This is a genomic window from Algoriphagus oliviformis (genome assembly GCF_017254915.1).
GTDB lineage: Bacteria > Bacteroidota > Bacteroidia > Cytophagales > Cyclobacteriaceae > Algoriphagus > Algoriphagus oliviformis.
This window is the reverse complement of the sequence record NZ_JAFKCT010000018.1, coordinates 1-24,424: the sequence shown is the minus strand read 5'-3', so window position 1 is coordinate 24,424 and position 24,424 is coordinate 1. Positions and strand designations below refer to the sequence as shown.

Annotated in this window: 15 protein-coding genes; 9 read left to right on the top strand and 6 right to left on the bottom strand. The window is 54.7% G+C overall.

The features are described from left to right. Positions 1-119: 119 nt before the first annotated feature. Positions 120-650, top strand: coding sequence for an RNA polymerase sigma factor (locus J0A68_RS22135; protein ID WP_206580445.1), 531 nt, complete (start codon positions 120-122; stop codon positions 648-650). A gap of 118 nt (positions 651-768) precedes the next feature. On the opposite strand, the gene J0A68_RS22130 is transcribed toward J0A68_RS22135, so the two are convergent. Continuing rightward, positions 769-2,919: an alkaline phosphatase family protein gene (locus J0A68_RS22130; protein WP_206580444.1), complete on the bottom strand. Its 2,151-nt coding sequence runs from the start codon at positions 2,917-2,919 to the stop codon at positions 769-771. A 357-nt stretch (positions 2,920-3,276) separates the two neighbouring features. Here J0A68_RS22130 and J0A68_RS22125 point away from each other — a divergent pair, with 357 nt between their 5' ends. The 8 genes from J0A68_RS22125 (at position 3,277) to J0A68_RS22090 (ending at position 15,962) form a co-directional block, all read left to right on the top strand. Beyond that, the gene (locus J0A68_RS22125) at positions 3,277-4,071 is read left to right on the top strand and encodes a gamma-glutamylcyclotransferase family protein (protein WP_206580443.1); all 795 of its coding nucleotides are present in this window, start codon (positions 3,277-3,279) and stop codon (positions 4,069-4,071) included. 60 nt (positions 4,072-4,131) lie between these two features. Continuing rightward, positions 4,132-4,848, top strand: a complete 717-nt coding sequence (locus J0A68_RS22120) for a hypothetical protein (protein ID WP_206580442.1) — start codon at positions 4,132-4,134, stop codon at positions 4,846-4,848. A gap of 3 nt (positions 4,849-4,851) precedes the next feature. Continuing rightward, entirely contained in the window at positions 4,852-10,272 is a 5,421-nt protein-coding gene (locus J0A68_RS22115; RefSeq protein ID WP_206580441.1) for an AAA family ATPase, read from the top strand. A 94-nt stretch (positions 10,273-10,366) separates the two neighbouring features. After that, the gene (gshB, locus tag J0A68_RS22110; RefSeq protein ID WP_206580440.1) at positions 10,367-11,341 is read left to right on the top strand and encodes a glutathione synthase; all 975 of its coding nucleotides are present in this window, start codon (positions 10,367-10,369) and stop codon (positions 11,339-11,341) included. Next, positions 11,338-12,408, top strand: a complete 1,071-nt coding sequence (locus tag J0A68_RS22105) for a deoxyribonuclease II family protein (protein WP_206580439.1) — start codon at positions 11,338-11,340, stop codon at positions 12,406-12,408. Before gshB ends, J0A68_RS22105 begins: the two co-directional genes overlap by 4 nt. 22 nt (positions 12,409-12,430) lie before the next feature. Then, positions 12,431-13,765 (top strand): glutamate-cysteine ligase family protein, encoded by a 1,335-nt coding sequence (locus tag J0A68_RS22100; RefSeq protein ID WP_206580438.1) that lies wholly within the window; start codon positions 12,431-12,433, stop codon positions 13,763-13,765. Between the two features lie 85 nt (positions 13,766-13,850). Next, the gene (locus tag J0A68_RS22095; RefSeq protein WP_206580437.1) at positions 13,851-14,606 is read left to right on the top strand and encodes an HAD family hydrolase; all 756 of its coding nucleotides are present in this window, start codon (positions 13,851-13,853) and stop codon (positions 14,604-14,606) included. 12 nt (positions 14,607-14,618) lie between these two features. Further along, on the top strand, positions 14,619-15,962 hold the full coding sequence (locus J0A68_RS22090; RefSeq protein WP_206580436.1) for a hypothetical protein: 1,344 nt from the start codon (positions 14,619-14,621) through the stop codon (positions 15,960-15,962). A gap of 38 nt (positions 15,963-16,000) precedes the next feature. Here the strand turns inward: J0A68_RS22090 and J0A68_RS22085 are convergent, their stop codons facing one another. From J0A68_RS22085 to J0A68_RS22065, 5 genes are all read right to left on the bottom strand, one after another. After that, on the bottom strand, positions 16,001-16,708 hold the full coding sequence (locus J0A68_RS22085) for a DUF4386 domain-containing protein (RefSeq protein WP_206580435.1): 708 nt from the start codon (positions 16,706-16,708) through the stop codon (positions 16,001-16,003). 182 nt (positions 16,709-16,890) lie between these two features. Next, a complete protein-coding gene (locus J0A68_RS22080) occupies positions 16,891-17,871 on the bottom strand; it encodes a helix-turn-helix domain-containing protein (protein ID WP_206580434.1) in 981 nt (326 codons plus the stop codon). A 168-nt stretch (positions 17,872-18,039) separates the two neighbouring features. Next, a complete protein-coding gene (map, locus tag J0A68_RS22075; protein ID WP_206580433.1) occupies positions 18,040-18,828 on the bottom strand; it encodes a type I methionyl aminopeptidase in 789 nt (262 codons plus the stop codon). 1,277 nt (positions 18,829-20,105) lie between these two features. Then, positions 20,106-22,022 carry a c-type cytochrome gene (locus J0A68_RS22070; protein ID WP_236025723.1) on the bottom strand — a complete coding sequence of 639 codons (1,917 nt, stop codon included), beginning with the start codon at positions 22,020-22,022 and terminating at the stop codon, positions 20,106-20,108. A gap of 37 nt (positions 22,023-22,059) precedes the next feature. Continuing rightward, positions 22,060-23,799, bottom strand: a complete 1,740-nt coding sequence (locus J0A68_RS22065) for a 3-keto-disaccharide hydrolase (RefSeq protein WP_206580431.1) — start codon at positions 23,797-23,799, stop codon at positions 22,060-22,062. Positions 23,800-24,424: the final 625 nt, after the last annotated feature.

The following is a 24,424-nucleotide window of genomic DNA, read 5'->3' as shown; positions in this document are numbered from 1 at the left end:
TCCAAGCGTAACGCGGAAAAATCAAACTTTTCGCAAATTGAGGTCTGATGTGCGTGATATGCGTAAGAACTTGTGTCTTTTTTTTTGAAAATTTCAGTCGAAAGAAAAACACACTCGCAATGAACTCACTTGATCGATCAATTTTTGAAGCATTCAGGAAAGGGGAAAAACACGCCATCGAAGCGGTGTACACCTTCTACAAAGCCCCTGTCATGCGATTTATTGTGTCCATGGTCAAGGACGCCAACGACTCGGAGAGCATCTTCCATGAGGTCATCATGAAGATCATCCGAAGGAGGGAAAAACTCTGCACCGACGAGGGAATCAACGCCTACGTATTCACCATCGCCAAAAACGAAGTGATCGACTACTTCAAGAAGCTGAAAAAAGACCGAGAGCGCATCGAAGACTACTACAAAAACCGTATCCAGACCAGCGAGACGATGACGGCTGCGGAAGAGGAAGAAATCTTTGCCAATCTGGAATACGCCCTGGAAGGCCTGTCGGTACAGCGCAAAAAAGTCATCGAACTGTCCTATTTCCAAAACCTCTCTTACCAGGAAATCGCCGACAAGCTGATGATCTCCAAAAACACCGTAAAAAACCACCTGATCAAGGCCAAGCTGATGCTGAGAGAGCAACTGCTTTGAGCTCGATATAACTTAACACCGGACTTTTTCAGCTAGTACCCATCACCCAAGATTCATCCAAACACCAAAATGCCCCCTGCTTGCGGAATGCTTGCAGGGGGCATTGCGGTTTTGGTCCCTACTGGGCTTTGGGAAAGCCCTTGTCATAGGGCACCGTGAGCGTCGGGGCATCGGCTCTGGCGACGGTCTCCTGAAAGACACTTTCGAAGGTCGGAGTCTGGTCCATTCTGTCTCCCAACCCCCAACGGGACTTGGGAATGCCAAACCAATTCAGCAGTGTCGCCGCAAAGGAAGTCGAGTCAAAGGGTATCGACCCACCCGAGCGGATTACCGTGTTTTTCTTGATCCAGGGAGACACCATGATCGCAGGCACCCTCGGCCCCAGCAGGTCAAAGCCAAAGCCATCCCGCTGGTCGTTGGGCCAGGGCTTTGCGCCGTAGGGAGGGGCCACGTGGTCGTAGATGCCGCCGTTTTTGGAAAAGGTGATGACCAGCAGCGTACTTTCCCAGTTGGGACCATTCTTGATCGCCTCGTAGATCTCATTGAGCGTGATCTCACCCGGCACCAGGCTCGCTCCTGGATGATAGGAGGAGGTACCGGATGGAGCAATCCATACCGGCTCCAAAAAGCTGAAAGAAGGCAAGGTTCCATAGTTGGCCTGGATCTTAAAGCTCTCGATCCCCCCGATGAGCTTCATCGCACTCTGGTCTATGCTTGGGCTTTGGCCCTCGAGGTAGAGGTGGTAGGTGAAGGGATTGTCCGCCCAGGCGATGGAGTTATAGATAGACCAGTCCTTGATACCGTTGTTCCAGAGCAGCTTCCAGAGCGACTGCCGACGCGGATACTGGGGCCAATTGGCATAGATGCTCCCGCCTTCCCACGTATCGAGGCGGTTCATCCCCGATCCCGTCACCGCAAAGGCCCTATTGATGTCCGTCCCGCCTGGCACGGAGCAAAACCACTCATCGCTGATGGCGTAGTTTGCCGCCAGGCCGTTGAGGACCGGCAGCTGCTCCGGCGTCAGGGTCAGCATCACATCATCAGTGGAGTTGTTTTTCACAAAGCCTCCCATGTCGGGCTTGGCGCGGCCCGCATAGCCCGGTCGCTTGTCATAGAACATCTGGTGCAAGCCGTCCGAATTGTCGTGGAAAGGATCCTGTCTCTGGTCGGAGAGATCCCAGTCGTTGCTCAGCTGTCCATTCTGGAACTTGGACTGGTAGATTTTCTTGCTGCCGTCTTTGTTGAAATACTTGGTGCTCGCTCCATCAAAAGGCCTGTTGGAACCGATAAAGTTGATTGGCGACTTGTCTTTTTCATACAGCCAGCCACACACATTGTCAAAAGAACGGCTTTCCAACGTGTAGTAGACCACATGCTTGATCTTGGATCTCATGTACTCGATCGTGCCCGGCTGGGGATCGCCCACCGTCACGTTTTGGGTCTTGGTCAAGACCGCCAGCAGCGAAGAGCTGTCCTTGATCGCGTCAGGCAAAGTACCTCGGTTGATGACCTTTCGAAATGGCTGATCGCTCCCGGGCTGAAACTCCCAAAGGTGGAAAGTCGGCTTGCCCGGAATCCAGGTCAGTATCTTTTCCCCCACCGGCACGATCTGATGCCGAGAGTCTATCCCATCCCAATTGCCGCACCACACTTCGGGAATGGACAGTGGCACCGTGTTTTGCGGATCAAAGCTCCAGATCCTCACATCCGATCCATCGCCGTAGCGGTCGATCACATAGTTGTTGACACAAATCAGCTCGTGGCCCGCCTCTATGGAAGGAAATCCGCCCTGGGGAGTGTAGGTGCTCGGCAGGGGGTCAGAACTCATCGGGTTGACAAAGTTTGGGTCAAAATTGTACAGCATGTAAGTGCCCCTACCCTCGCCCGCGACAAAAAACAACATGAAGTTGCCCATGGAGATCAGCGGGAGCTCCTTCTGCTCATTGGGATTGCTCGAGTAGTGGCCTCGATAGCCCCAAAACTTCCCCGAAGACCAGCTTCCCTGCTGCACGGTATTCCCGGCCAGGGGGTCTTGGGAGCTGGGGTCAAATTCAAAGAGCCGGTAGGGAAAAGCCGTCCCTTTGCCGGCCGGCTGCCCCGCTCCCCATGAAAGCAGATAGCCTCCTATGGGAGCCAGGTTTAGGCCAGAATCAAAACTGGCACTTTTGGAGATAGGGACTTGGGTAAAGGCATCGCGCTGGGATGGGTCGAAGCTCCAGACTTGGTAATTGCTGTTTGAATCGCTTCTGCTGACAAGGTAAGTGGCCATTGGGAAAATATTTTAAGTGAAAAATGAGAGAAAAATCCAAAGTCAAATCGATGCAAAGTCCGCATCGGCAACTATTATTATCTTAAATTAAGTAAAATTATCCGGATAAAATCCTATATTAAAAACCAAGTCATACAATTTACCAGTACTTGACCACAAGGTTGTCATCGTATCAATTAGCCTTTGAAAACAAGCCTTTTAACAGTACATAGACCCAGTAAAGCCTAACCAGTCCAAGAAAACAGACCAGCCATTTCGCCTCAAGACTTGCAACTTTTATAGAAACTCCTGTGCAATCGTCAGAACCGGCCAAATGCAAACAACTTGACAAGGGGATCACTACAAGCCAGCACTGTTATGTTTTACTATTTCGGCTACGGATCAAACATCAACATGATTTCACTCCGTGCCAAGGGAGTGGAGCCGCTCCAGTCTGTCAAAGCAAAACTTCCCGGCTGGCGCCTGCGCTTCAACGTGCAGCATTGGTTTAGGCATGAAGGGGGAATGGGAAACATCGAGCCTTCGGATCGGCCCACTGACCAAGTCGAGGGAGTCGTGCACCTCTGCCAGGACGCGGATCTAGTGTCCCTAGACCTGATGGAGTCCTACGGAGCGGCCTATGATCGGGTCGAAGTCGAGGTAGACACTGCGTCTGGCCCGACCAAAGCGCTGGCCTACGTCGGGCTGCCTGACTTCATAGACGACTCCTGTCTTCCCACCAGTCGCTACCTAAACATCATCCTCAAGGGTGCCAAAGCCGCGGGTCTCAGCAAATCCTACATCCGGGACCTAGAGCGCCATGAGCTCCTCCCGGACTACGACTATCCGATTTTCCAGCCTCCGGCAGGCGAATTCCCCAACTACAGCGCTACGACTTTGGCGGCGCATGCCAGCCTGACCGCGCTGTGGGGATTCGTTTTTGACATGGGAAAAGCCCGACCCAAGCTCCAAGTGATCGCCAAGCTTTTTGGGGGAAAGGACATGACGCTCTTTTTCCTCAAAAGACACGACACCAGCACCGGCACCGAAACGCTGGAAGAGATCAAAAAAGGCCAGATCTCCGAGCCGGGCAAACGCTATCTCAACGCCTACCTCAACGAGTATGCAAAGGAGTTTGAATATGCAGGCAAATACAGTTTTGATACGGTTTAGCCCAAAAAAATGTGGATATTTATAAAAGCAGTACCAAACAAACCCTAGCTTGACTTTAAGATGAAACAATACCACCCAGCCATGCCCCACGGGCCGATACAAGAGGTATTCGAAGACGTTTTTTTCGTCACCGGAACGATGAAAAACGAGTTTTTCGGCTCGATGTGGCAGTTTAGTCGCAACATGACCATAGTCCGGGAAAACGGAGCACTGACCATCATCAATTCCGTTCGGCTCAAAGAAGAGGCCCTTGCGGAGCTCGACACGCTGGGGAAAGTGACCCACGTGGTGCGCATCGGCGACATGCACGGGGTGGACGACCCCTTCTATGTGGATCGCTACGGAGCGACATTTTGGGCCATGCCGGGCATGCGTGTGCAGGAGGGGCTGACCGTGGACAAGAAACTCAAAGAAGGGGGCGAACTGCCTTTTGGCAATGCCTCCTTCTTTGAATTCAAGACGGTGGCCCGGCCCGAAGGAATCATTCGCATCGACCGGGAGGGCGGCATCATGATCGCCTGCGACTCGCTGCAAAACTGGATAGAGCCAGACCAGTTTTTCGACGAGGACACCGTCCCTACCATGGAGAAGATGAATTTCTTCAAAAAAGCCGGCCTGGGGCTAGCATGGCTGCACGAAAGCCAGCCCAAGCCCGAGGACTTCGTCCGACTGAAGCAGATCCCCTTCGAGCACGCCCTCTGTGGGCACGGCTATCCGCTGAAGGGTGACGCGCAGGAAGAATACCACAGGACCATCGCTCAATTTTTCAACGTTTGATTTGTGAAAAACCTCCACGATAGACTACAGACTGAGACCATTCCAGGGTATATCGTGGAGGGAGTTTTGGGGGAGTTTTTCCCCCACCTCCTCTATTCGGCGCGGAGGGAAAAAGACGGCGCTCTCGTCGCGCTCAAGACCCTGAGCGAGCCCTACCCCAAAAAAGAACACCTTGCCAGCCTCCGAAGGGAATACCAAATCATCAGCAAACTCCAAGACGAGGGCATCATCCAGGCCCATTCCCTCGTCGAATACGGAAACGGCAAGCTTGCCATGTCCCTAGAGCTCTTTGGCATCTCGCTGGCAGAATACATCGAGGCGCAGCCGCAGCGCATGCTACCCGCCGAGCAGTTTTTTGCCATCGCTATCCCCCTAGTCCACTGCATCGGCAAAATGCACGAGAAGGGCGTCATCCACAAAGACCTCGTCCCCAGAAACATCCTGGTCGATCCCAAAACTCTGGAAATTAGACTGATCGACTTCAGCGCCGCCTCCGAGCTCTCCCGAGAGCATCAGGACGTCGCCCTGCTCAACAATATCGAGGGCTCGCTCCCCTACATGGCCCCGGAACAGACCGGCCGCATGAACCGGGACATAGACTACCGCACCGACTGCTACACACTCGGCATTTCCTTTTTCGAGCTGCTCTGCGGCAGGCTCCCTTTTGAGGCCAAAGACGCCCTGGAGTGGGTGCATTGCCATATCAGCCGCCAGCCTCCGGCTCCCTCATCCGTCAATCCCAAGGTACCCAAGATGGTCTCGGATATCGTGGAAAAAATGATGGCAAAAAATGCCGAAGATCGCTACCAGAGCAGTTTTGGGCTGGCAGCGGATCTCGCAAAAGCCCAAGAGCTCTTCCAAAAGGGGGCCACTGCCAGCAGCGTCACCCTTGCCGAGTCGGACGTCTCAAGGCTATTCCAAGTACCCCAAAAACTCTACGGAAGATCGGAGGAGCTGAATCGCCTCGAAACCTACTTCGAAAACACCAGCTATGGCTCGGTGGAGTTTTGCCTGGTATCAGGATATTCGGGAGTGGGAAAGTCCGTCTTGGTCCAGGAGCTGGGCCGATCCATTGCAAAAAAACGGGGCTACCTCATCCATGGCAAGTTTGACCAGTTTCGCCAAAACGCCCCCTACATCGCATTGGCGAGCGCCTTCCGAGACCTGATCCGACAGCTTTTGGGAGAGCCCAAAGAGCGTCTGGACGAATGGTCAAAGAAAATCACCGCCGCCCTCGACACCAATGGACAGCTGATCATCGAGCTCATTCCCGAGCTGGAGCTTGTCATCGGCAAGCAGCCCCCTGTACAGGAGCTTTCCCCGGCGGAGACGCAAAACCGGTTTTTGATCCTCTTTCTGAATTTCGTCAAGGTTTTTGCTTCCGAGGAGCATCCTTTGGTCATTTTCCTCGACGACCTCCAGTGGAGTGACATCCCTACACTAAACCTGATCCATCGCCTGGTCACTGCCATCGAGCTTCGCCATGTCCTGCTGATCGGAGCGTTTAGGGACAATGCGGTAGATGCCACCCATCCCCTGACCCTGACTTTGGAGGAGATCAAAAAGAAGCGCGAGGTCAGGCAGCTGCAGCTGGAGCCGCTCAGCCAGTACGCCGTGAACCAAATCGTGCAGGATACGCTGAGCTGTGAAAACGGAAGATCCAAAGAGCTCAGCACGATTCTGTATAAAAAAACCGGAGGCAACCCCTTTTTCACCATCGAACTTCTAAAGGATCTCCACGAGCGGGGAGTGGTCTTTTTCGATCTCAAAAACGGCCGCTGGGATTGGGATCTGGAGGCGGTGAAAAGCTCCGAAAACAGCGACAGCGTGATTGACTTCCTGGTGTCCGGGCAGCATAGACTCAGCGAATCCACCCAACACATCCTCCAGCTAGCCGCCTGCATCGGCGCGTCCTTTGACCTGCGGACCCTGTCCATCATCCGGGAGGCCAGCATGGAAACCACCGCCGCAGAGCTGTACGAGGCCATCCGCGCCAACATGATCATTCCCCTAAACGAGGACTACAAGTTCGTCGGTGTGGCGGAGAGAGACTGGGCCGACACCTCCCAGCCCCAAGACGACGGACTGTCAGACTTGCTAAACCCCAGCTATCGCTTTCAGCATGACCGGGTCCAGCAGGCGGCTTACTCCATGATTCCGCAGGAGAAAAAGCAAGCCCTGCACCTCTCCATCGGCCGGCTCATCCTGGCTCACAGCAGTCCCAAGGAGCTGGACGAAACCCTGATCGACGTCGTCGGTCACCTCAATGAAGGCCGTCGGCTCGTCTCCGATCCAAAGGAAAGAAAAGAACTCGCCCGCCTCAACCTTGACGCAGGTGTCAAAGCCCGACATTCCTCGGCTTACGAGGCCGCTTTGGGCTATCTCAAGATCAGCCTCGAAATGCTGGATCCCGACACCTGGGCCAGCGACTATGCGCTGATGTGGCGGCTTAGCGAAGAGCTGCAAAGCTGCTTTTACCTCACCGGAGACTGGAAAAATGCGGACGACTGGACCGAAATCATGCTCCGCCACGCCAAAACACCCGTGGAGCAGGGGCTGGTGCTGGCAGTCAGAACCCGCCAATACGCCACCATCGGCAAACTGCCCGAATCCATCAAAGCAGCCTACCAGGGACTCCGCATTCTCGGTTTTGACCTGATCCAAGTGCCCGAGCTGGAGGACGTGGCAGAGGAAGTCCGGCAGGTGGCCAAAAACCTGAACGGAAGACCCGTCTCGGAGCTGATCCACAACCCACCCGTCAGCGACGAAAAGGCACGCATTGCCAGCCAGCTCCTGATGGAGATCTTTCCCGCCGCCTTCTTGTCCGGCACGGGCCGGATGTTTCCCTATTTGGTGTTGAAATCAGTCAATATCGCCTTGGTCTATGGTAATAGTCCAGAGACCGCCTTTGCCTACGCGGGCTATGCGATGCTGCTTTCCGGATATTTTGAAAATCCCGCCGAAGGCTTCAAATACGGGGAGTTGGCGGTGAGCCTGATCGAAAAATTTGACGACATCTCCCTCCGCTCCAGGATCATCTATGTGTACACCATGTTTGTACACCATTGGAGTGAGCACTGGTCGAGCATGACGCCCTGGTTCCAAAAAGCCATCAAGGCCGGCTACCAGTCGGGAGACTTGCTGTACCTGGCCTACAGCGCGCAGGACTGCATCATTTGGGATCCCAAACTGGATCTGGAGACAGCCTCCTGTGAGCAGCGCAAGCTCCTGCTGATCGTCAAGGAATGCGAATACCAAGACTCCTATGACTCGGGCACGCTTTTCCTGCAGATGCAGCAAAACTTCCAGGGATTGACGCACGGTCAGTTTTCCCTCACCGACGATGGCTTTGACGAGATGGAATGCGTCAGCGGCATGCTGGAAAGGCACTTCATGACCGGAATAGCAAACTACCACATCTACAAGGCCGAAATTCATCTGCTGTACAACGATCCTGAGGGAGCCTTGCCCCACATCATCGAGCAGGAAAAGCTCATGGCTTCCGTCATGTCCCTGCCCCAGTCTGTGCGCTTCTACATTGTTTCCTTTTTGGTCAGGGCCATGTTTCTCCCCTCCCTGGAGTTTGAGGAGCGGGAGCCCGTGATCCTGAAAATGCACGAAGCGCTGGAGAAGATGGGCAAGTGGGCGGAAAACTGCCCGGAAAATTTCGAGCACCTGCTACTGCTGATGGAAGCAGAGCTTTCCGGAATCAGCGGCAGCGTAGGAGACACGCTCGCACTGTACGAGCAGGCTATTCGACTGGCCAACCAAAACGGGTTCATCCGGGACGAAGCCATGGCCAACGAGATGGCTGCGCGATTCCTGACCAGAAGTGGCCTTGGCAAAGCCGCCGAGGGCTATCTCCTGGCCTCCCATTACCTCTACTACCGATGGGGAGCCTATCGGAAGACCCAAGAGATGGAAAAGCACTATTCCATCTTCCGCGGCTCCAGCTCCTACGGCGGCTCCAAATCTTCCCAATCTACCCTCAATGCCGAGGGAACCTTGTCTTCCGATACGTTGAAGGCGGACTTCCTCGACATGAGCTCCGTCTTTCGGGCCTCACAGGTGATCTCCGGGGAGCTGGTATTGGGAAAGCTGCTGAAAGCCACCCTGCAAATCCTCATCGAAAACGCCGGGGCCAAGACAGGCCTGCTGGTGGAGCAGAAGGAAAACCGCCTGATGATCGTCGCCCAAGACGACGAGGAGCATCCGGAGGAGTTTCACCCTGCCCATGTCTCCAAAAATGCCGATCCCGCCTTCTTGCCCATCACACTGATCAACACCGCCCTTCGCACCAAGAAAGCCATCGTCATCGGCAATGCACGGGAGCAAAACCCTTTTTCCTCCGACCCCTACATCATCGGACAAAAACCACTCTCGATCATGTGCGTGCCCCTGTCCACCCACAATCAGGGAAATGTGGCCGTCTATCTGGAAAACAACCTGACCCACAGCGCCTTCACCGAGGAGCGCGTGAAAGTCATCAAGCTGCTCGCCACGCAGGCGGCGATTTCCATAGAAAACGCCCGCATCTACGAGCAACAGGAAAAGCTCCTCAAGGCCCAGCAGCACTTTGTGCCGATCCAGTTTCTCAAGCATCTGGGCCATGACGACATTGCCAAGGTCAAGCTGGGAGAGTCGGTGGCAATGGACATGACGGTGCTGTTTTCGGACATCCGCAACTTCACCCCGCTGGTCGAGCTGCTCAGCCCCCAGTCGGTGATTGAGCTGCTCAATGAGTATTTCAGCCGTCTGGGAAGGCATATTTCCGAGTTTGGAGGATTCATCGACTCCTACTCTGGGGACGAAATCCTCGCGCTTTTTGCCGTACCCGCGCACCAGGCAGTGGATGCTGGGATCTCCATGGCCAAGTCACTCTGGGCTTTCAACCGCGACTCGGCTGCAAAAGGCCATCCCCTGCTGAAAATGGGCATCGGCATCAATACCGGCCCGCTCGTCTTGGGCACCATGGGAGCCTACGACCGCATGCAGTGCTCCGTGCTTGGCGACACGGTCAACCTCGCCTCGCGCATCGAGCAGCTGACCAAGGTGTATGGAGCGCAGCTTTTGATCGGGGAAAACACCTTCCGATCCCTGGAAGATCCCAAGCGCTATTCGATTCGTATGGTGGATCGGGTGGCGGTAAAAGGAAAAGCGCTGGCGGTGAGCCTCTATGAGGTTTTGGACGCGGAAGAGCCAGCGATACGGGAGGCGAAAGAAGCCGTCCAAACCCTCCTTGACCAGGGAATGGAAGCTTATTTCAAAAGGGACTTCGCCAGGGCTTTGGACATATTTTCGGAAGGGGTGGAGAAAGCGGCAGGCGATCCGGTCTTTGAGATTTTTGCCAATCGGGCCCACCGCTACCTCAAAACTCCCCCGCAACAGGACTGGAAAGGCTACGAAAGCCTCAGCAGCAAATAGTGGATTTCGCCTTTTGAATACCGAGTACATCAGAACAGGGCATTGCAGTGGTAAAATTTTGACTGCAAACCTAGCCCATTTTAACCTAAGCGATATGAAGCAAAAACGTCTCGGAATAGTGATGGACCCCATCCAATCCATCAACCCCAAAAAGGACACCTCCCTCGCACTTCTCCTGGAGGCCCAGACCAGAGGCTGGCAGATCGAGTACATGGAGCTGAACGACCTCTCCCTGAGAGACGGACGTACGGAAGCCAGGATGCGAAAACTGCGCGTGGCCGACGATCCTAACTTTTGGTTTGATATCGAAAAACTGACCTTCGGAAACTTGGCAGAGCTCGACCTCATCCTGATGCGCAAGGATCCGCCCTTTGACATCGAGTACATCATGGCTACTTATATCCTCGAAAGAGCCGAAGCGGAGGGCGTGATGGTCGTCAACAGTCCCCAGGGACTCCGTGATGCCAACGAAAAGGTGTTTACGGCCTGGTTTCCACAGTGCTGTCCCCCCAGCCTTTTGAGCCGCTCGACCGGCGCGCTCCGCGAATTTTTGGAACACCACCACAAGATCGTCGTCAAGCCTACCTCCAAAATGGGTGGACAGTCGATTTTTGTCATTTCCGAAGGAGATCCAAACACCAATGTGATCCTGGAGGAAATGACCCACCGTGAATCGGTCTATGTGCAAGCGCAGGCCTACATCCCCGAGATTGCGGAGAAAGGCGACAAACGCATCTTCCTCATCGATGGTATCCCGCTGGAATATGGCATTGCGAGAATTCCCGGCGGCGATGACCATCGGGGCAACCTGGCCGTGGGCGCTCGGGCGGAGGGATTTGAGCTCGGCGAAAGGGAGCAGTGGATCTGCGCCCAAATCGGCCCCGAACTCAAAGAGAGAGGGCTGCTCTTCGTCGGCATCGACGTGATCGGAGACTACCTCACCGAGATCAACGTGACCAGTCCCACCGGAGCGAGGGAGATCGAGAAGATCTTCCAAGTCAGCGCCGCTGCGAGACTGTTTGATGTTTTGGAGGAGAGATTGGCTGCCGCAAAACCAAAGGACACATGATCGCTCCCCTCAGCAACCAAAACGGCGAAGCCGTAGAGTGGTGGCTCAGCTACAAGCTTCCGGTCAAGATCGGCCCTCAAAAAAACACCACAGGCTTTGAGTTTCTTTATGCCGACTCCTCCCCTGCCAGCCAGCTTTCACTCTCCCCCATCCAACTGGACCATTCCCAGTCAGCCCTAGGATTGACTTTGGACCAAGTTTTCTCCGGAGGCCCGGAATGCGGCTATGTACTCTGGAACGACGAAATCCCCCCGACGCAGGCCAATCCCAATCCCCAAAACAACGGTTCGTTGGGACACAGCAAGGGAGTACTGGCTTTTTCGAAGAAAAACGACTGCGGATTTTACCTCCTCCATTCCACGCCAAGATTTCCAGTAGTTGGCGAAAAAACCCTTCCGGACTACGAGCGGCAGTTTGGCCAGACCTACCTCTGCGTAAGTCTCAAAGACTACGACACAGCCAACCAAATCGCCGCTATCCTGCATTGCCAAAATGAAGCACAAGTGTACGCCAGCCACTTGCCCGAATCCAGCAGCGATGAACCGCTCTGTAAATTCGCTAACAAGGAGGCTCCATCTCCTGCTCCCCAGCCTGCAAACCTCCGTTTTCTTACTTCGCAGGGGAGTCCATTTCACCTGATCGCCAAAAACAAATCGTGGAGCGAGCCGCCGCGGGGCAGCAACGTGGGCAGGGACTTTTGGAAAGACCTCATCGGCCCCACACTCAACTGCGACATCGATGTGGAATCCTGGCGCCGCGGCACCGTCTTTGGCGACCTCGACCAGCAAAACGCAGCGATCACAGAAGACATCGTGGATATAGACCTTGGAAAAATCGGCCTGACAGGCTATAGCTGGCCCTTCGAAAAAGATCATGCCAAGTGGGGGATCGCCACCGTGCAGCCGCCTGGCGTGATTGTGATCTCGGACATCAACCGACAGCTGAGCCAAGACAAACGAGGTGGCGGAGGACTGGCCTTCCAAAGCCCGACGCTGTGGCAGGCGCTTGACCAGATCCAAGTCAAAGAGAAAAACGTCGAGTCCTCACCCCATCACGACCAATCCTAAGCTTTCACTTTTTCGGAAAACCATGGTTAAAAAACTCCACCAACTCACCATTGAAAGCTGCAGAGCCTACATCCAAAAGGAACTCTTTGAGCCCAAAGACTATCCCGTAGCGCCTGCCACTTCCCCCGGGCTGGTAGGTGTGGAGCTGGAGACTTTTCCTCTCCGCTTTGGCAATGCCGAAAAAACACTGGCTAAGCCCGTGTCCCTCGAAGAGACGATCTCGTGCCTGAAGGAGGTCTTGCAGGGCCTTTCCATAGATTGGGGAAAAAGCCCGCTCGCACAGGAGCCCCTCTCCCCTATCCGATTCCCCTACGGCGCCTCTTTCCAATACGAGCCCGGAGGCCAGATCGAGCTGGTCACCCCTCCCTGCTCTTCCCTACCGGCGCTCATCGCCCAACTGGACTTTCAGCAGAAGATCCTGGCAGATACCACCGAAAAACATGGCATCCACTTCGCCCAAGTCGGCACCAACCCTTGGTTTGGGGCCGAGCAAATCGGGCTGCAGCTGGACAAACCCAGATATCGGGCCCTGCAGGAGTATTTTTCCGAAATCGGGCCCTACGGCATCCAGATGATGCGCCAGACCTGCTCCCTGCATGTCAACCTCGACTTCGGGAAGGAGGAGCAAACCCAAATCAAGCGTCTTGTCGCGGCCAACTTGCTCGTGCCTTTTGCGACAGCCATCTTCGCCAATTCATCCGTGCTGGAAGGTAGGCCTACCGAAAAAAAATCCCACCGAAGTTTCATCTGGCAGCAGCTGGATCCCAAGCGCTCCGGGATTTGGATTGGGAAAAAGAGCAGCCTACCCAGCAAGGAAGCGCTGGTCAACGCCTATCTGGACTTTACGCTGCAAGCGCCCGTCCTCCACATCGAGCGACTCGGCGACCGTATATTCCCCAAGGAAACGACGTTTGAATCTTGGCTGGAAAACCCCATCGAAGGCCTCTACCCCGGCCTTCCGGACTTGAAAAACCACCTTTCCCTACTCTATCCCGAAATACGTCCAAAGGGATTTCTGGAGATCCGAACCTCCGATGCCCTTTCGAAGGAATGGCAATTGGCACCCGCTTTTTTCTACACGGGGCTGCTCTACTCGGACCAAGCCCTGGCACGGACGCTGGACCTGCTTTTGCCCAAGGGCGAAGCTATAGAATCGCTCTGGCGAAAAGCGTCCTTTGGTTTTGCGTCCCCGGAACTATTGGAGCTTTCCCAAAGTCTCATGCAGCTGGCGATTGATGGCCTTGGGGCCTTGCCTCCGGCCTTTGTCGGGGAGGCAGCGATCGCAAAGTTGCAGGCGTTTTTAGCGACTTTCACCGCACGAGGCAGATCTCCAGCAGACTTGGAGCCCTTGATTTAGACGCGCTATCCCATTGATTTATTGGATGATTCCCGTAAATTCTAAACCTGTAGTAAACTTTCTTTTTAAAATAAACCCCATCCCCATGACCGATCCATCCCCACTTCAGCAAGTCATCCCCGCCATCACTTCCCAAGACAAACTGCCCATCGTCGTCTTTGACCTCGACGACACGCTGTTTTCCACCGCGCGGAGAAACCTCGTCATCATCCAAAACTTCGCCGCAGACCAAGGCGATGCCTATCCGGACTTTGCCAAAATTGCCTCGGGCCTCAAGCTCTCCGACATGAATTGGAGCGTTTCAGCCGCCCTGACCCAAGCCGGCCTGGATCCCAACTCGGCCTCCCTGAAGCCTTTCACCGACTATTGGGGCAGTACTTTCTTCTCCGACGACTACGCGGCAGTCGATCTCCCCAATCCCGGCGCGGTGGACTTTGCCAACGCCTGCTGGGAAGCCGGAGCGATGCTTTTTTACCTCACAGGAAGGCACATCGGCGATCCCGGACTGAAAAACGGGATGGGCTTGGGCACGGCACTAGACTTCACCAACCGCGGTTTCCCTTTCTGGAAAGGAAGATGTGAGCTGAAGCTCAAAAAGGTAAAAACGCAAACAGACGTGGACTACAAACGGGAGGCCCTGCAGGAGATCAAATCCCTGAACGGCGAGGTCGTCGCCACCTTTGACAATGAGCCGGGCAACGCCGCACTCTTCCTGCAAAACTTCCCAAACGCCTTGAATTTTTGGGTGAAGACGACTTGGAATCCCGGCGATACGGTGAGTACCGCCGGATTGAACGTGATCCCCGATTTCTCGGAATGGAAATCCCCCACCAACTGCTAAACCCCAAAACCCATGAGCACTTTTCGCTATTCCCTCGGCCCGGTCAGAACCCTCAACGAGCTTTTCCCCGCGGCCAAATTCGCCAACAAAAATCTCAACTTCCGAACCAGGGCGGATGTGATCCGCCACTACACCCAAAACTCCCTATCGGCCGACCGGGTCTCCGGGATCGAAGAGGTCAGGGTGTATAAGGAAGCTGGGGACTATTACATCGAGCTCAGCGGCAGCACGCCGACTGAGCTGCTCAAAACCTTTGCCGCCCGCCACGTCAAAATTTTCGACGCGGACAATTCCCGCAAGGCCATCCGCGGCAAAAGGCTGATGAAACGCTTTGGGGTTTGGAACCCCATGGCAAACTATTCGGTCAACAAGAACCCTTATGACGGCCCCTCAAAGTGGACGCTTTTCCCCCCACTCGGGCTAAACGTGATCGGCCAAAAAGGCCTGCTCCTGCTCCACTACCCGCCTTGGGCGGTGCTGCAGGCGGGCACGTTTGAAAACGCGATGACCATGCAGCGCTGGGGAAGGATGCTCGCCGCAGCGGGCGTGCCAGCCGCTGAGGTGGATCTGTACAAGACCTTCATCGACGTGAATCCAGTGGCGGCACCGGGCTCCGGGGAAAGCGAGTACCCCAACGACTACATGCCGATCATGATGGCCTCGGCCTTTTTTGACGGGCCCAGTGACCGGGACTACATCAAATCCATGCTGGAGCTATACCTCACGCCTCCAGGTTGGCCAGAGGACAGCAAGTACACCCTGCCTCTGCTGATCTGCGGCTCTCCCCTCTACGACCCCCAGGCTCCGGGATGGTTTAGGACGGCCTACACCGACATCCTGCCCACGCTCAAGGGCGAAAGCAGTGGCGTTCCCTATTCGATTCCCCTGGTCGATGTGATGCAGACGGGCAAATTCAAAGTCCGGCCCGATTCCAAACGCGAAACGCCCTACCTGATCGGCAACCACATGATCGCTGCCGGGGTCACCGGAAAATGCACTCCCGATGCGTCACAGATCCCCGATATCCGCCAATACGAAGCGCAAGATCTGGTAGCGGCGACCTTCCTGAAGCTTTACACCGAAAATCCCAACCTTGAGCCCGAAGATGCCAAAGCCCAGGCCAGCAAGCGGTGGTTTGGCAACGAAAGCGGCACTGGCGTACCGAATCCCCCCGATCCCAAGGATGCGCTGACACTCTGTGCCTTGGCCCAAATGGATTTGTTTTTCAAACCAAACCCACCCAGCCCGCTCTACAACTTCGAGGAAGCCTGCAAGCGCTGCCAAGAAGCCAAGGTGAAAAACGACCCCTGTGCCAGCCCCATCGGCCCCACCGACCCAAACAAGATCGGCAGCTGAGGAATTGGGGATTTGGATGGAAAAAGCAGGAAGAGCACCTATGCCAGAGCCGCTTTTGGCTCCCTGCTTGCCCATCTTCTGTCTCCTTTGATCAGTAGGAAAAGTGCGAGCTCCACTTCTCCCAAGGCTGCGGAGAGGCCCACGACCCATGCAAGCCAAGTCTCATTTCCCGGAAAAAGGAAGTTTCCAAAGCTCTCCATCAAATATCCGATGGCGGCTAGTCCCATCATCCAGGCGAAGAATGGCGGGACGACCTGCGAGCGGTAGAGCAGGATTCCCAGCAAAAAACAATGGACTCCAAAAAAGGCTCCGGCAATGAGATAACCGTATTGGTGGGCATGCATGAACAGCAGGCTCAGGGACTCCAACTGCCCCGCCTCGAAGGAAGCAAGGAGCCCCGACCCGCCCAAGACATAGAGCGCCAGGTAGTGGTTGAGCAGATTGAGGGAACCGATGGCGGGATGGGCGAGCAGCCTGAGGGCTGAAGAGGTCATGGCGAGGATTTTCCCAAAGGGCTTGAGCAGCTGGTAAAACAACACCGAAATGACCGCGTCCATGATGAAGGCGAGCAGGTCCGCGGCCAAACCTAGGCGAAAGAGCCCTTCACTTCCCAAGATATTCGAAGCGGTAGCCGAGGCATCGCCCGGCACCACCAGATTGGCGCGCACATAGCCCTGGCTGAATCCAGCGCAGACAATCACCAAAACGTACAAAAGACCTATCAGGCGCAGTGTTCCTTTACTCATGGGTTGTTCAGTCTGTCTCATTGGATCGTAGTTTAAGTCTGAGAATTTTTGCCAAAAAGGAAGAAGCCTTGCGCGCGCTGGCTTCCGCCCGGAAAGAACTATGGAGTAAAGTTGGCGCTTGGCTGGCTGGCTTTTTTGACAGCAGCTGCCAGAGTTTTGACATTTGGGGCCAAAGGAGCCGCTTAGGAGTTTTTTCTGAAATCAAGGGGAGCTTTTCCCGTCCAGCGTTTGAATGCCCGATTGAAGGCACTTTGCTCGGAAAATCCGGTCTGAAAGGATATTTCGCCGATTGACTGGCTGGTAGTTCGTAACAAGTCCTCTGCGAGCTCCTGCTGCTTTTGATGGACCAGACTGCGAAAGCTGTGGCCTTTCTCAGCAAGGCGTCGCTTCAGCGTGCGTGGGCTCATGCCCAGCCATTCGGCCACCTGCTGCAAACCGGGAATCCCACTGGGAAGCGCCTCCACGATCAGTTCCTGAAGCTGTCGTATGAAGCTGTCGGCGTTGGAATAAATCCCCCGTTTCTCCTCATCCATCCGCAACAGCAGGAATTGCTGAATACTCCGGTCGGCCTTCAGCGTGGGAATTGCGAGGTCGCTGCTACGAAACTGGATCAAATTGTCTTTTTGCCCACAGGAAACGGGGCATCGAAAAAAAACTTTCAACTCGTCCGCATGGCCACAATCATGCTTGAAGTGGACCTTGATCGGATCTATGCGCTGTCCAGTCACCTCACGGAGCACGGAGACGAGCATGACCAGGGTAGCTTCGTTGGATACGGCGATTCCCCTGCGATGCGCGTCGCGATAGAGGTAGACCGAGGTGACTCCCCCGCTCTCTTCCAAGCAAACGCTTCCGTGATCCGTCACCAAGACCATGAACCGCTCGATACGCTCCAGCACCTCTTTGGCTTGCCAACATGTTTTCCAGGAAAGTCCCAGCGTCCCATAGTCCTCTGAGTCCAGCTGCGTCCCCTGCCTCAGTCCAAAACCGGGCTTTAGAAACCGATCGGCCAGTTCATACACCTCAAAAAGCAGGGAAATGGGAACATAGGTCTCCCCGCGCCGAAGCTCCGGTTGATGATGTGCCAATTGCCCGGGTTCCACCCCCTCCCTCTCGGCGAGGCGGACGGCTTTGCGGTAAATATTGGAGCTGACGAAGTGCATGACAAGCGGGTCAAGAGGACAGCTGTGGGACACAGCGATTGAGAGCGGAGCTTTTAAGCTACCACCCTTTTCCCCGAAAAAACAAGAAATGCTAGGTATATCCGCCAATCCAAGCTGCCGTCTAAAGCAAGTTTAGAAAAAACAGGAAGGAAAACCAGTCAGAAAAAACTAGTTCCAAACGCCATTTCCCTCAGTCAGAATGAGGGGTTTTCCCGAGGTCAGAATGAGGGGTTTTCCCGAGGTCACCACCAAGGTATGCTCGTGCTGGGCCATGAATCCTCCCCGGTCTCCTACCATGGTCCATCCATCCGAGAGGGTGTCAGCATAGCTAGACTGGGTAGCGATAAAGGTCTCAATCGCAACGACTGAATTTTTCTTAAAGCGACGCTGGTCAAATCGGTTTTTGAAGTTGAGCAGCTCGTCGGGCTGCTCGTGCAGCGCTCTGCCAATGCCGTGGCCGCCGAGGTTTTTGATCACCTTGTATCCTCTTTTTTTGGCTTCACTCTCCATCAATTGACCGATGTCGGCGATTTTCACCCCTGCTCTGATATTGTCAATCGTTTTACGCAGGATTTCCTTGGAAGCATCCACCAGCCCTTGATGGCCATAGCGGTCTGCGCCGAGTACAAAGGAGCTGCCGTTGTCCGACCAAAACCCACCCAGCTCCGCGGAGACGTCGATATTGGTCAAATCTCCCTCCTTCAGGATTCTCTTGCGAGAGGGGATTCCATGGCAAAACTCATGGTTGACGCTGATGCAGGTCCAGCCCGGAAAACCGTAGGTCAGATAGGGAGCCGACTTGGCGCCAAAGGAGGAAAGCAACTGCGCCCCGAACTCATCCAGCTCCTGGGTCGTCATTCCCGGCTGGGCGTAGCGCTGCATTTCCCTTTGCGTATAGGCGACCGCTTCGCTCACCTGCTGCATTCCTTGGAGTTCGGATTCTTTGGTGATGGACATGTTTTTTGTGTTTTTTTCTCGTCGGGAAAAGGAGTTTCAAGCATGAAAATAGAAATTCTCCCGCCAATCCCCGTACCTCTGCTTTTCGGAATTTGAAATTGGCCTAGCCTCACCCCGAAGGGATGCCACGGACTTAAGAAACTCCAGCCACCGGTTGCACAGGCGGCTATTGAAAAGTTTGACCACTTTGTGGTCTTTTCGGTAAAGCCTTGGCACAGATCTTCGGAATTTGCGATTCCGAGGCGCAATCTTGGACTCAGATCTGAGTCTAGCTTGCTTTAGGTGCGTAGCCCTGCATTCTTGGTAGGAAATCTGCGTTTTGAGAAAACCAAGGGGCGTAGCCCTGACATCCGCCATAATTTTACTGATGCAAACAAGGGAAAGATGGCAGAGCTACGCTCCTACCGGGAAATGCCTTAAAATTCCGCTACGAAGTTCGAAGAGCTACGCCCCTGGATCCCGCTCCAATACCCTTTCCAGTTCGCAGTTGGCCTAGTCCCATCCCGAAGGGATGCCATGTTTATAGGAGCAGACATTACCGAGCCATTCGACCCCGATGGGGTCGCACCTATCCTATCATAGGCTCAATCACCCTATGAACATGTGACCCGTTCCGGGTCGGTTTTGGAATACAAACCAGATTCGACTTCACACTGTTGAGTTTTAGCTGCCAACCACACATCCTCCCATGCTCGCTCATCACCGACCCCGAGAGGGGTCAAACCTTGATTAACCATGGGTGCAACCCATGGATCTAGGCAGCTCCAGTCGTCCCGACCCCGAAGGGTGTCGAACTTGCGGGTAAGACTTTTTACACCATTCACCATTGGTTCAACCCCGTTGGGGTTGGGATGCGTCTGGAACCACTTGGGGCCACCGGTTGCACCGGAGGCTATTGAAAGGTTTGACCACTCCGTGGTCTTTTCGGTAAACCCTTTGCTCTACGCCCCTGGATGATCCCCCAGCAAAAAAAAAAGCGGTTGTGGCGCAGGCGGAGAAAAAGCCCCCGGCCCCCTTTGGGAAAGGGGGAGTCTGTCCAAAAGGTCAGCTAAGGGTTTTCAAATAGTGACGTTGGAAATTGCCTTTGGACGAATGAAGTACCGAGAGACGCATTCCCCCTTGAAAAGGGGGTTAGGGGGATTTGTCAGCCAAACTGGGGGCCAAGGCATTACACAATTCATGAAAGGTCCAAAAACTAGAAAACTACGTCCACCCCGAAAAAAAAAAAAACGAAGCGTATCCACTTCGGTCTTTTTATCATTGATGAGTTGCGCCGCTTATTTCAAGCTGTTGATCCACTGGGCGATCTTCATCGCTTCCTCACGCTTCACCTGCGGCATAGGAGCCATCGGGGTTGCATAGTCAGGCCAGTTTTGAGGCTGGGGATTGTAGATCAGCTCCACGATCTTTTCCGCAGAGTAGCCCCGCTTGGCGATCTCCACAAAGGGAGGTCCTACCACCTTTTTGTCTTTGGTGTGGCAAGCCGTACAGGTGTTTTTGGCCAACAAAGTCTTGATCTCCGCCTCGGTAGGCACCGCATTGGCTACTGGCTTGGCGGCCGTCGTAGTCGCAGGCTTCTTTGGCGCAGCTGCGGCAGCTTTCACCGGCTCAGGAGCAGGAACCGGCTTGGGCTTGATCACCATTTTGTCGCCAGAAGGAATCTGGTTCAGCGTGTAGTACGCATCCATGTGTACCAGCTCGTGGGAGTTGACCGCCTCGCGGATGCCAGGAAGGCTGATTTTGTGGATATGGTACTGCTGCGGATTGTTGATCGCGATGCGAACTTTGCGGCCATCCTCGGACACTTCCACGCCCAGGATCTCGTGATCCATCGCCTTCACAGGAGGGCTACCATAGACTGGGAAGTACTTGTAGGTAAAGCTGGACACCATGTAGGAGGCCAAGTCCTCGGCGGACTTTTTGTCCACTGGCTTGGTGAATTCGATCTCGAATCCGTCAGGCTTCGCCTTCACGGTGCGCATTTCGAAGGAAACCTCACGGTTCCACACCAGGCGCTGCAAGCCTTCGTTTGCGTCACCGGCAGAGCCCCAACCTCGGTTAGTCTCGCCGACAAACAGCGACTGGTCCTCGGCAAATACAAGTCTCAACACCCCGGACTGGAATCCGCTTCTGAAATCGATGGAAGCACCCTGGTACACGCCGTTTACTTTTTCCAGCATGATACGCATGATCTTGCTTTGTCCCTGATCCCCTACCAGAATCTGTCCACCAAAGGGCCCCCAGTAGTTGTCTGGGATCATGATCGGCTCGGAGTTGGAGATACCATGAATACCGTGAGGCAACCAAACTGCCGGAAGCTTGATGGCTGGCAGAGATTTTTCGGCTTCCGCCAAAGTGATAAACGGAGCGTCGACGACATTTTCCGGCTTGGCAAATCCACCTTGTGGACGTGGAATCTTCATTGGGTCAACCACGGCATCAAACTCCGTCTGGGTGATCTTGATCGGCGAACCCTCCAAGCCTGACCAGCGAAGTCCCGCAGGGTGACCGGAGAAGTCGCCTTTTTCCAGGTGCCAAAGACCTCCGGATCCCATGTAGTCTCCTTGGTTTTCGGTGTAAAACACCTCGCCATGGAGAATACCCGGGCCGGCAGGAGATCTCATCCCGGTGGCATAAGGTTCGATGGTACCGTCGGGATGGATCTTCAGCGTCCAGCCTCTGAAAGGCACCTTGCTCTCGCCTCTCCACCATTCCTGATCGCCAAAGGCGACGTTGGTAGTCACGATGAAATTGCCGTCGGGGGCGATCTTTGGCCCAAAGCTATACTCGTGGTAGTGGGCGGAAAGCGGCCAGCTGGCAATGGTCTCGTACCAATCTGCCTTGCCGTCGGAGTTGAGGTCGGTCAGCTTGGTGAGTTCCCCGCGCTGCACCATGTAGAGGGAGCCTTCGTGATAAGCCAAGCCCAGGATCTCATGGAGACCGGAGGCAAACTTGTTGAAGTAAGGACGCTGGGAAGTGGGATTTTCTACGATGAAAACATCCCCACGTCGGGTGGATACGGCCAGGTTGCCATTGGGCATCATAGTCAAGCCGCCCACTTCCAGCAAGGTGCCTTCCGGGGCGGGGACTTTGAGGATCTTGAAGAAGTCCTCTTCCTTGGGAGACTCCTGAGCCAGCAAAGAAAAGCTCATTCCGAGCGCCGCTGCGCCCAGAGCCAAGGATTTCAAATTCATATTCAATCGAAACATATCTTTTTCTTTCTATACAGGATTAAAACAGCAGGCTATAGGTCAGCGAAGTGGTGACAGGCAGGAAGATGCCCTCGGCACCCACCTGGGGAGTCTGGCCAGAAACAAGGAACATTCCCGTCTCTTCGATCAGATAGCTGTTGTCCGACACTTTGGTCAGGGTTTTGCCTGGCGCGACGCAGACCAGCATGGAGGTGCTGTTGCCGCTGAGCTCGAGGATACGGTCAATGCCTTTTCCATCGGCCTTCACCTTGACCTGGTCATTGAGTCGGATGCCGTCCTTGGACTCGGACATAAACTTCAGGGCTCCGTCCCCGAGGACCTGGTAGCCTTTGGCCTGCCACTCTTTGGAAGCCGCGCTGTAGTCGGCATTATGGAGCAAAGGAGTGCCTTCGCTCAGCTCGGTCACCACACCCACGGGTCTGGAGACGCCATTGCCACGGCTGTCCCACATCGGAGTGGCATCAAGGAAACCACCTCTCCATACGCGGATCAGCTGGTTGCTGTTGAGGTCATAGGAATAGCTCGCTCCGGTGGCGGAGGACACGGAGATGCCATGGGAGATCTTCTTGCGGCTCGGCAGCTCGATGAAAGACCGCAATACGGGAGTCTCGCGGGTATCCACCAAGATGGGATCGGTAGACCAGAAAGTAGCTCCGGCCGGCATGCTGTAGGTTTGTTCCCACATGCCGTCGGCGGAAGCGGTCAGGCCAAAGCCCTGTGCAGTCCAGTCAGTCGGCTTGGATACCCAGATCACGTAGGGAACCTCCCCTGCCTGCAGGGATTTCTCCACGACGATGTTGCCGCCTCGAAGCTCCACTGGTTCGGTGGTGTTGCCGATCTGGATGGCTCCCATGCCGTTGGGCACAGACATGCGGAAGGTGTAATTCCCGGCAGCTTTCACGTTGATTTTTCCCTCAAACTTGCTCAGGGAGGAGCTGGTCACGCCGGCTACAAACTCGTCGAAAGACGCGATCTTGCCAGAGGAAGCGGCCTTCAAGGTATCCACTTGTGGAAATTCGCGGAAAGAACCCGGATACACCTCGTAGGAGATCTCTCCAAATACAGGAGCTTCGGTCTCGTAGCGCTTCACTTCCAGAGACTGGATGGCCACGGCGCCATGGTCTCCTTGAATTCGGATCGGGCCCTCGGCCACTTCTCCGCCCGGCATTGCGCCACGGGTAGGGCCAAACAGCTCCAGATCTTCGTGGATGGTCACGCCGTTGAGCGTGGCGGACACGATGCGGGCATTTTCGATTTTTTGGCCGGAAGCGGAAAACCGCGGTGCCTTAAACTGCACCTTGAGGGTTTGCCACACGCCGGGCGCCTTGCTGGCGTTGATGCGGGGCGCGTAGCCTTGGTAGCCTTTTTGGCCGTCTGGCTTGGACTCATCCCAGCGCTCGTAGATGCCGCCGTTGTCCCCAGCTTTGACCTGGGTTTTGGCCCAGCTGTCGAGGAGCTGAATCTCGTACTGGCCCTGAAGGTAGAGCCCGGAGTTGGAGCCGGGCGCCATCATGTACACCAGCGTGTATTCGCCGTCACCAAACTTCTCGGTAGAGACGATGTCTGTCCCGGGTTTCTTTTTGGTCGGGGCGTTGAGGAGGATGCTTCCTTTTCCTTCGGAATGAAGCTCGTGACTGGACTGCGTAGGATCAGCCCAGACCTTGGCGACTTCAGACCAGCTGCCCTTGTTGTTTTCGAAGGACGCCAGCTGAAGCTTGGTTTGCGCCTGGACGGATACGGCCGTAAAAATCAGGGCCATTCCCATCCAAGTCGGTTTTCGGTTTGAGAACATAAATCGTTGGGTATATTAATTGGGGCGGAAATTAACTCGGAAAGCCCAGAGCGGCAAAGGAAATGTGAGGGAAGTGGGGAGGTTGGGATGACCGATGTCCGGTGTCGGATGTCCGATGTTCTGGAAGTCGAGGCGTCAGGCTGAGCGCCTGCCCGCCGGTAGGCAGGAAGTTGGGAGGTAGGAAGTCGGGAAGTTGGAAGTTGGGAAGTTGGAAGTTGGGAGGTTGGAAGCATCCGTGGGCAACTCCCCCTTTGATTCCGAATACAGTGGAATGCAGGATTCCTGAAAAAGGGGGTTGGGGGGACTTGGGTTTCGTCTCAAGCGGTAAAAAATAATACGGAAGAATTACCAGAAAGAGTCTTTCCTTGTTTCGCTCTCGTATCCGGATAGCCATCGGGACGTAATTCACAAATCAAAAATCAATGCTCTTGCTTCTAGCTTCTTGATACTTGCGTCTTGATACTATGACTATGCCTGAAAATGGTTGTCACTATTCTGTCAATTATCGAGTTAGAATTTCTGTTTTCAATGGATTCTTCTTCTTTGGTTGTTCAGGTATTCTTGGTTTCAATTCCAATGTATAACCGGTGAT

What these genes read in the sequence shown, in the direction of transcription:
- map (WP_206580433.1), bottom strand. Translation starts at nt 18,828, where the DNA reads ATGTCCATCACCAAAGAATCCGAACTCCAAGGAATGCAGCAGGTGAGC.
- J0A68_RS22135 (WP_206580445.1), top strand. Translation starts at nt 120, where the DNA reads ATGAACTCACTTGATCGATCAATTTTTGAAGCATTCAGGAAAGGGGAA.
- J0A68_RS22130 (WP_206580444.1), bottom strand. Translation starts at nt 2,919, where the DNA reads ATGGCCACTTACCTTGTCAGCAGAAGCGATTCAAACAGCAATTACCAA.
- J0A68_RS22065 (WP_206580431.1), bottom strand. Translation starts at nt 23,799, where the DNA reads ATGGCCCTGATTTTTACGGCCGTATCCGTCCAGGCGCAAACCAAGCTT.
- J0A68_RS22100 (WP_206580438.1), top strand. Translation starts at nt 12,431, where the DNA reads ATGGTTAAAAAACTCCACCAACTCACCATTGAAAGCTGCAGAGCCTAC.
- J0A68_RS22125 (WP_206580443.1), top strand. Translation starts at nt 3,277, where the DNA reads ATGTTTTACTATTTCGGCTACGGATCAAACATCAACATGATTTCACTC.
- J0A68_RS22085 (WP_206580435.1), bottom strand. Translation starts at nt 16,708, where the DNA reads ATGAGTAAAGGAACACTGCGCCTGATAGGTCTTTTGTACGTTTTGGTG.
- J0A68_RS22095 (WP_206580437.1), top strand. Translation starts at nt 13,851, where the DNA reads ATGACCGATCCATCCCCACTTCAGCAAGTCATCCCCGCCATCACTTCC.
- J0A68_RS22070 (WP_236025723.1), bottom strand. Translation starts at nt 22,022, where the DNA reads ATGAATTTGAAATCCTTGGCTCTGGGCGCAGCGGCGCTCGGAATGAGC.
- J0A68_RS22120 (WP_206580442.1), top strand. Translation starts at nt 4,132, where the DNA reads ATGAAACAATACCACCCAGCCATGCCCCACGGGCCGATACAAGAGGTA.
- J0A68_RS22105 (WP_206580439.1), top strand. Translation starts at nt 11,338, where the DNA reads ATGATCGCTCCCCTCAGCAACCAAAACGGCGAAGCCGTAGAGTGGTGG.
- J0A68_RS22090 (WP_206580436.1), top strand. Translation starts at nt 14,619, where the DNA reads ATGAGCACTTTTCGCTATTCCCTCGGCCCGGTCAGAACCCTCAACGAG.
- gshB (WP_206580440.1), top strand. Translation starts at nt 10,367, where the DNA reads ATGAAGCAAAAACGTCTCGGAATAGTGATGGACCCCATCCAATCCATC.
- J0A68_RS22080 (WP_206580434.1), bottom strand. Translation starts at nt 17,871, where the DNA reads ATGCACTTCGTCAGCTCCAATATTTACCGCAAAGCCGTCCGCCTCGCC.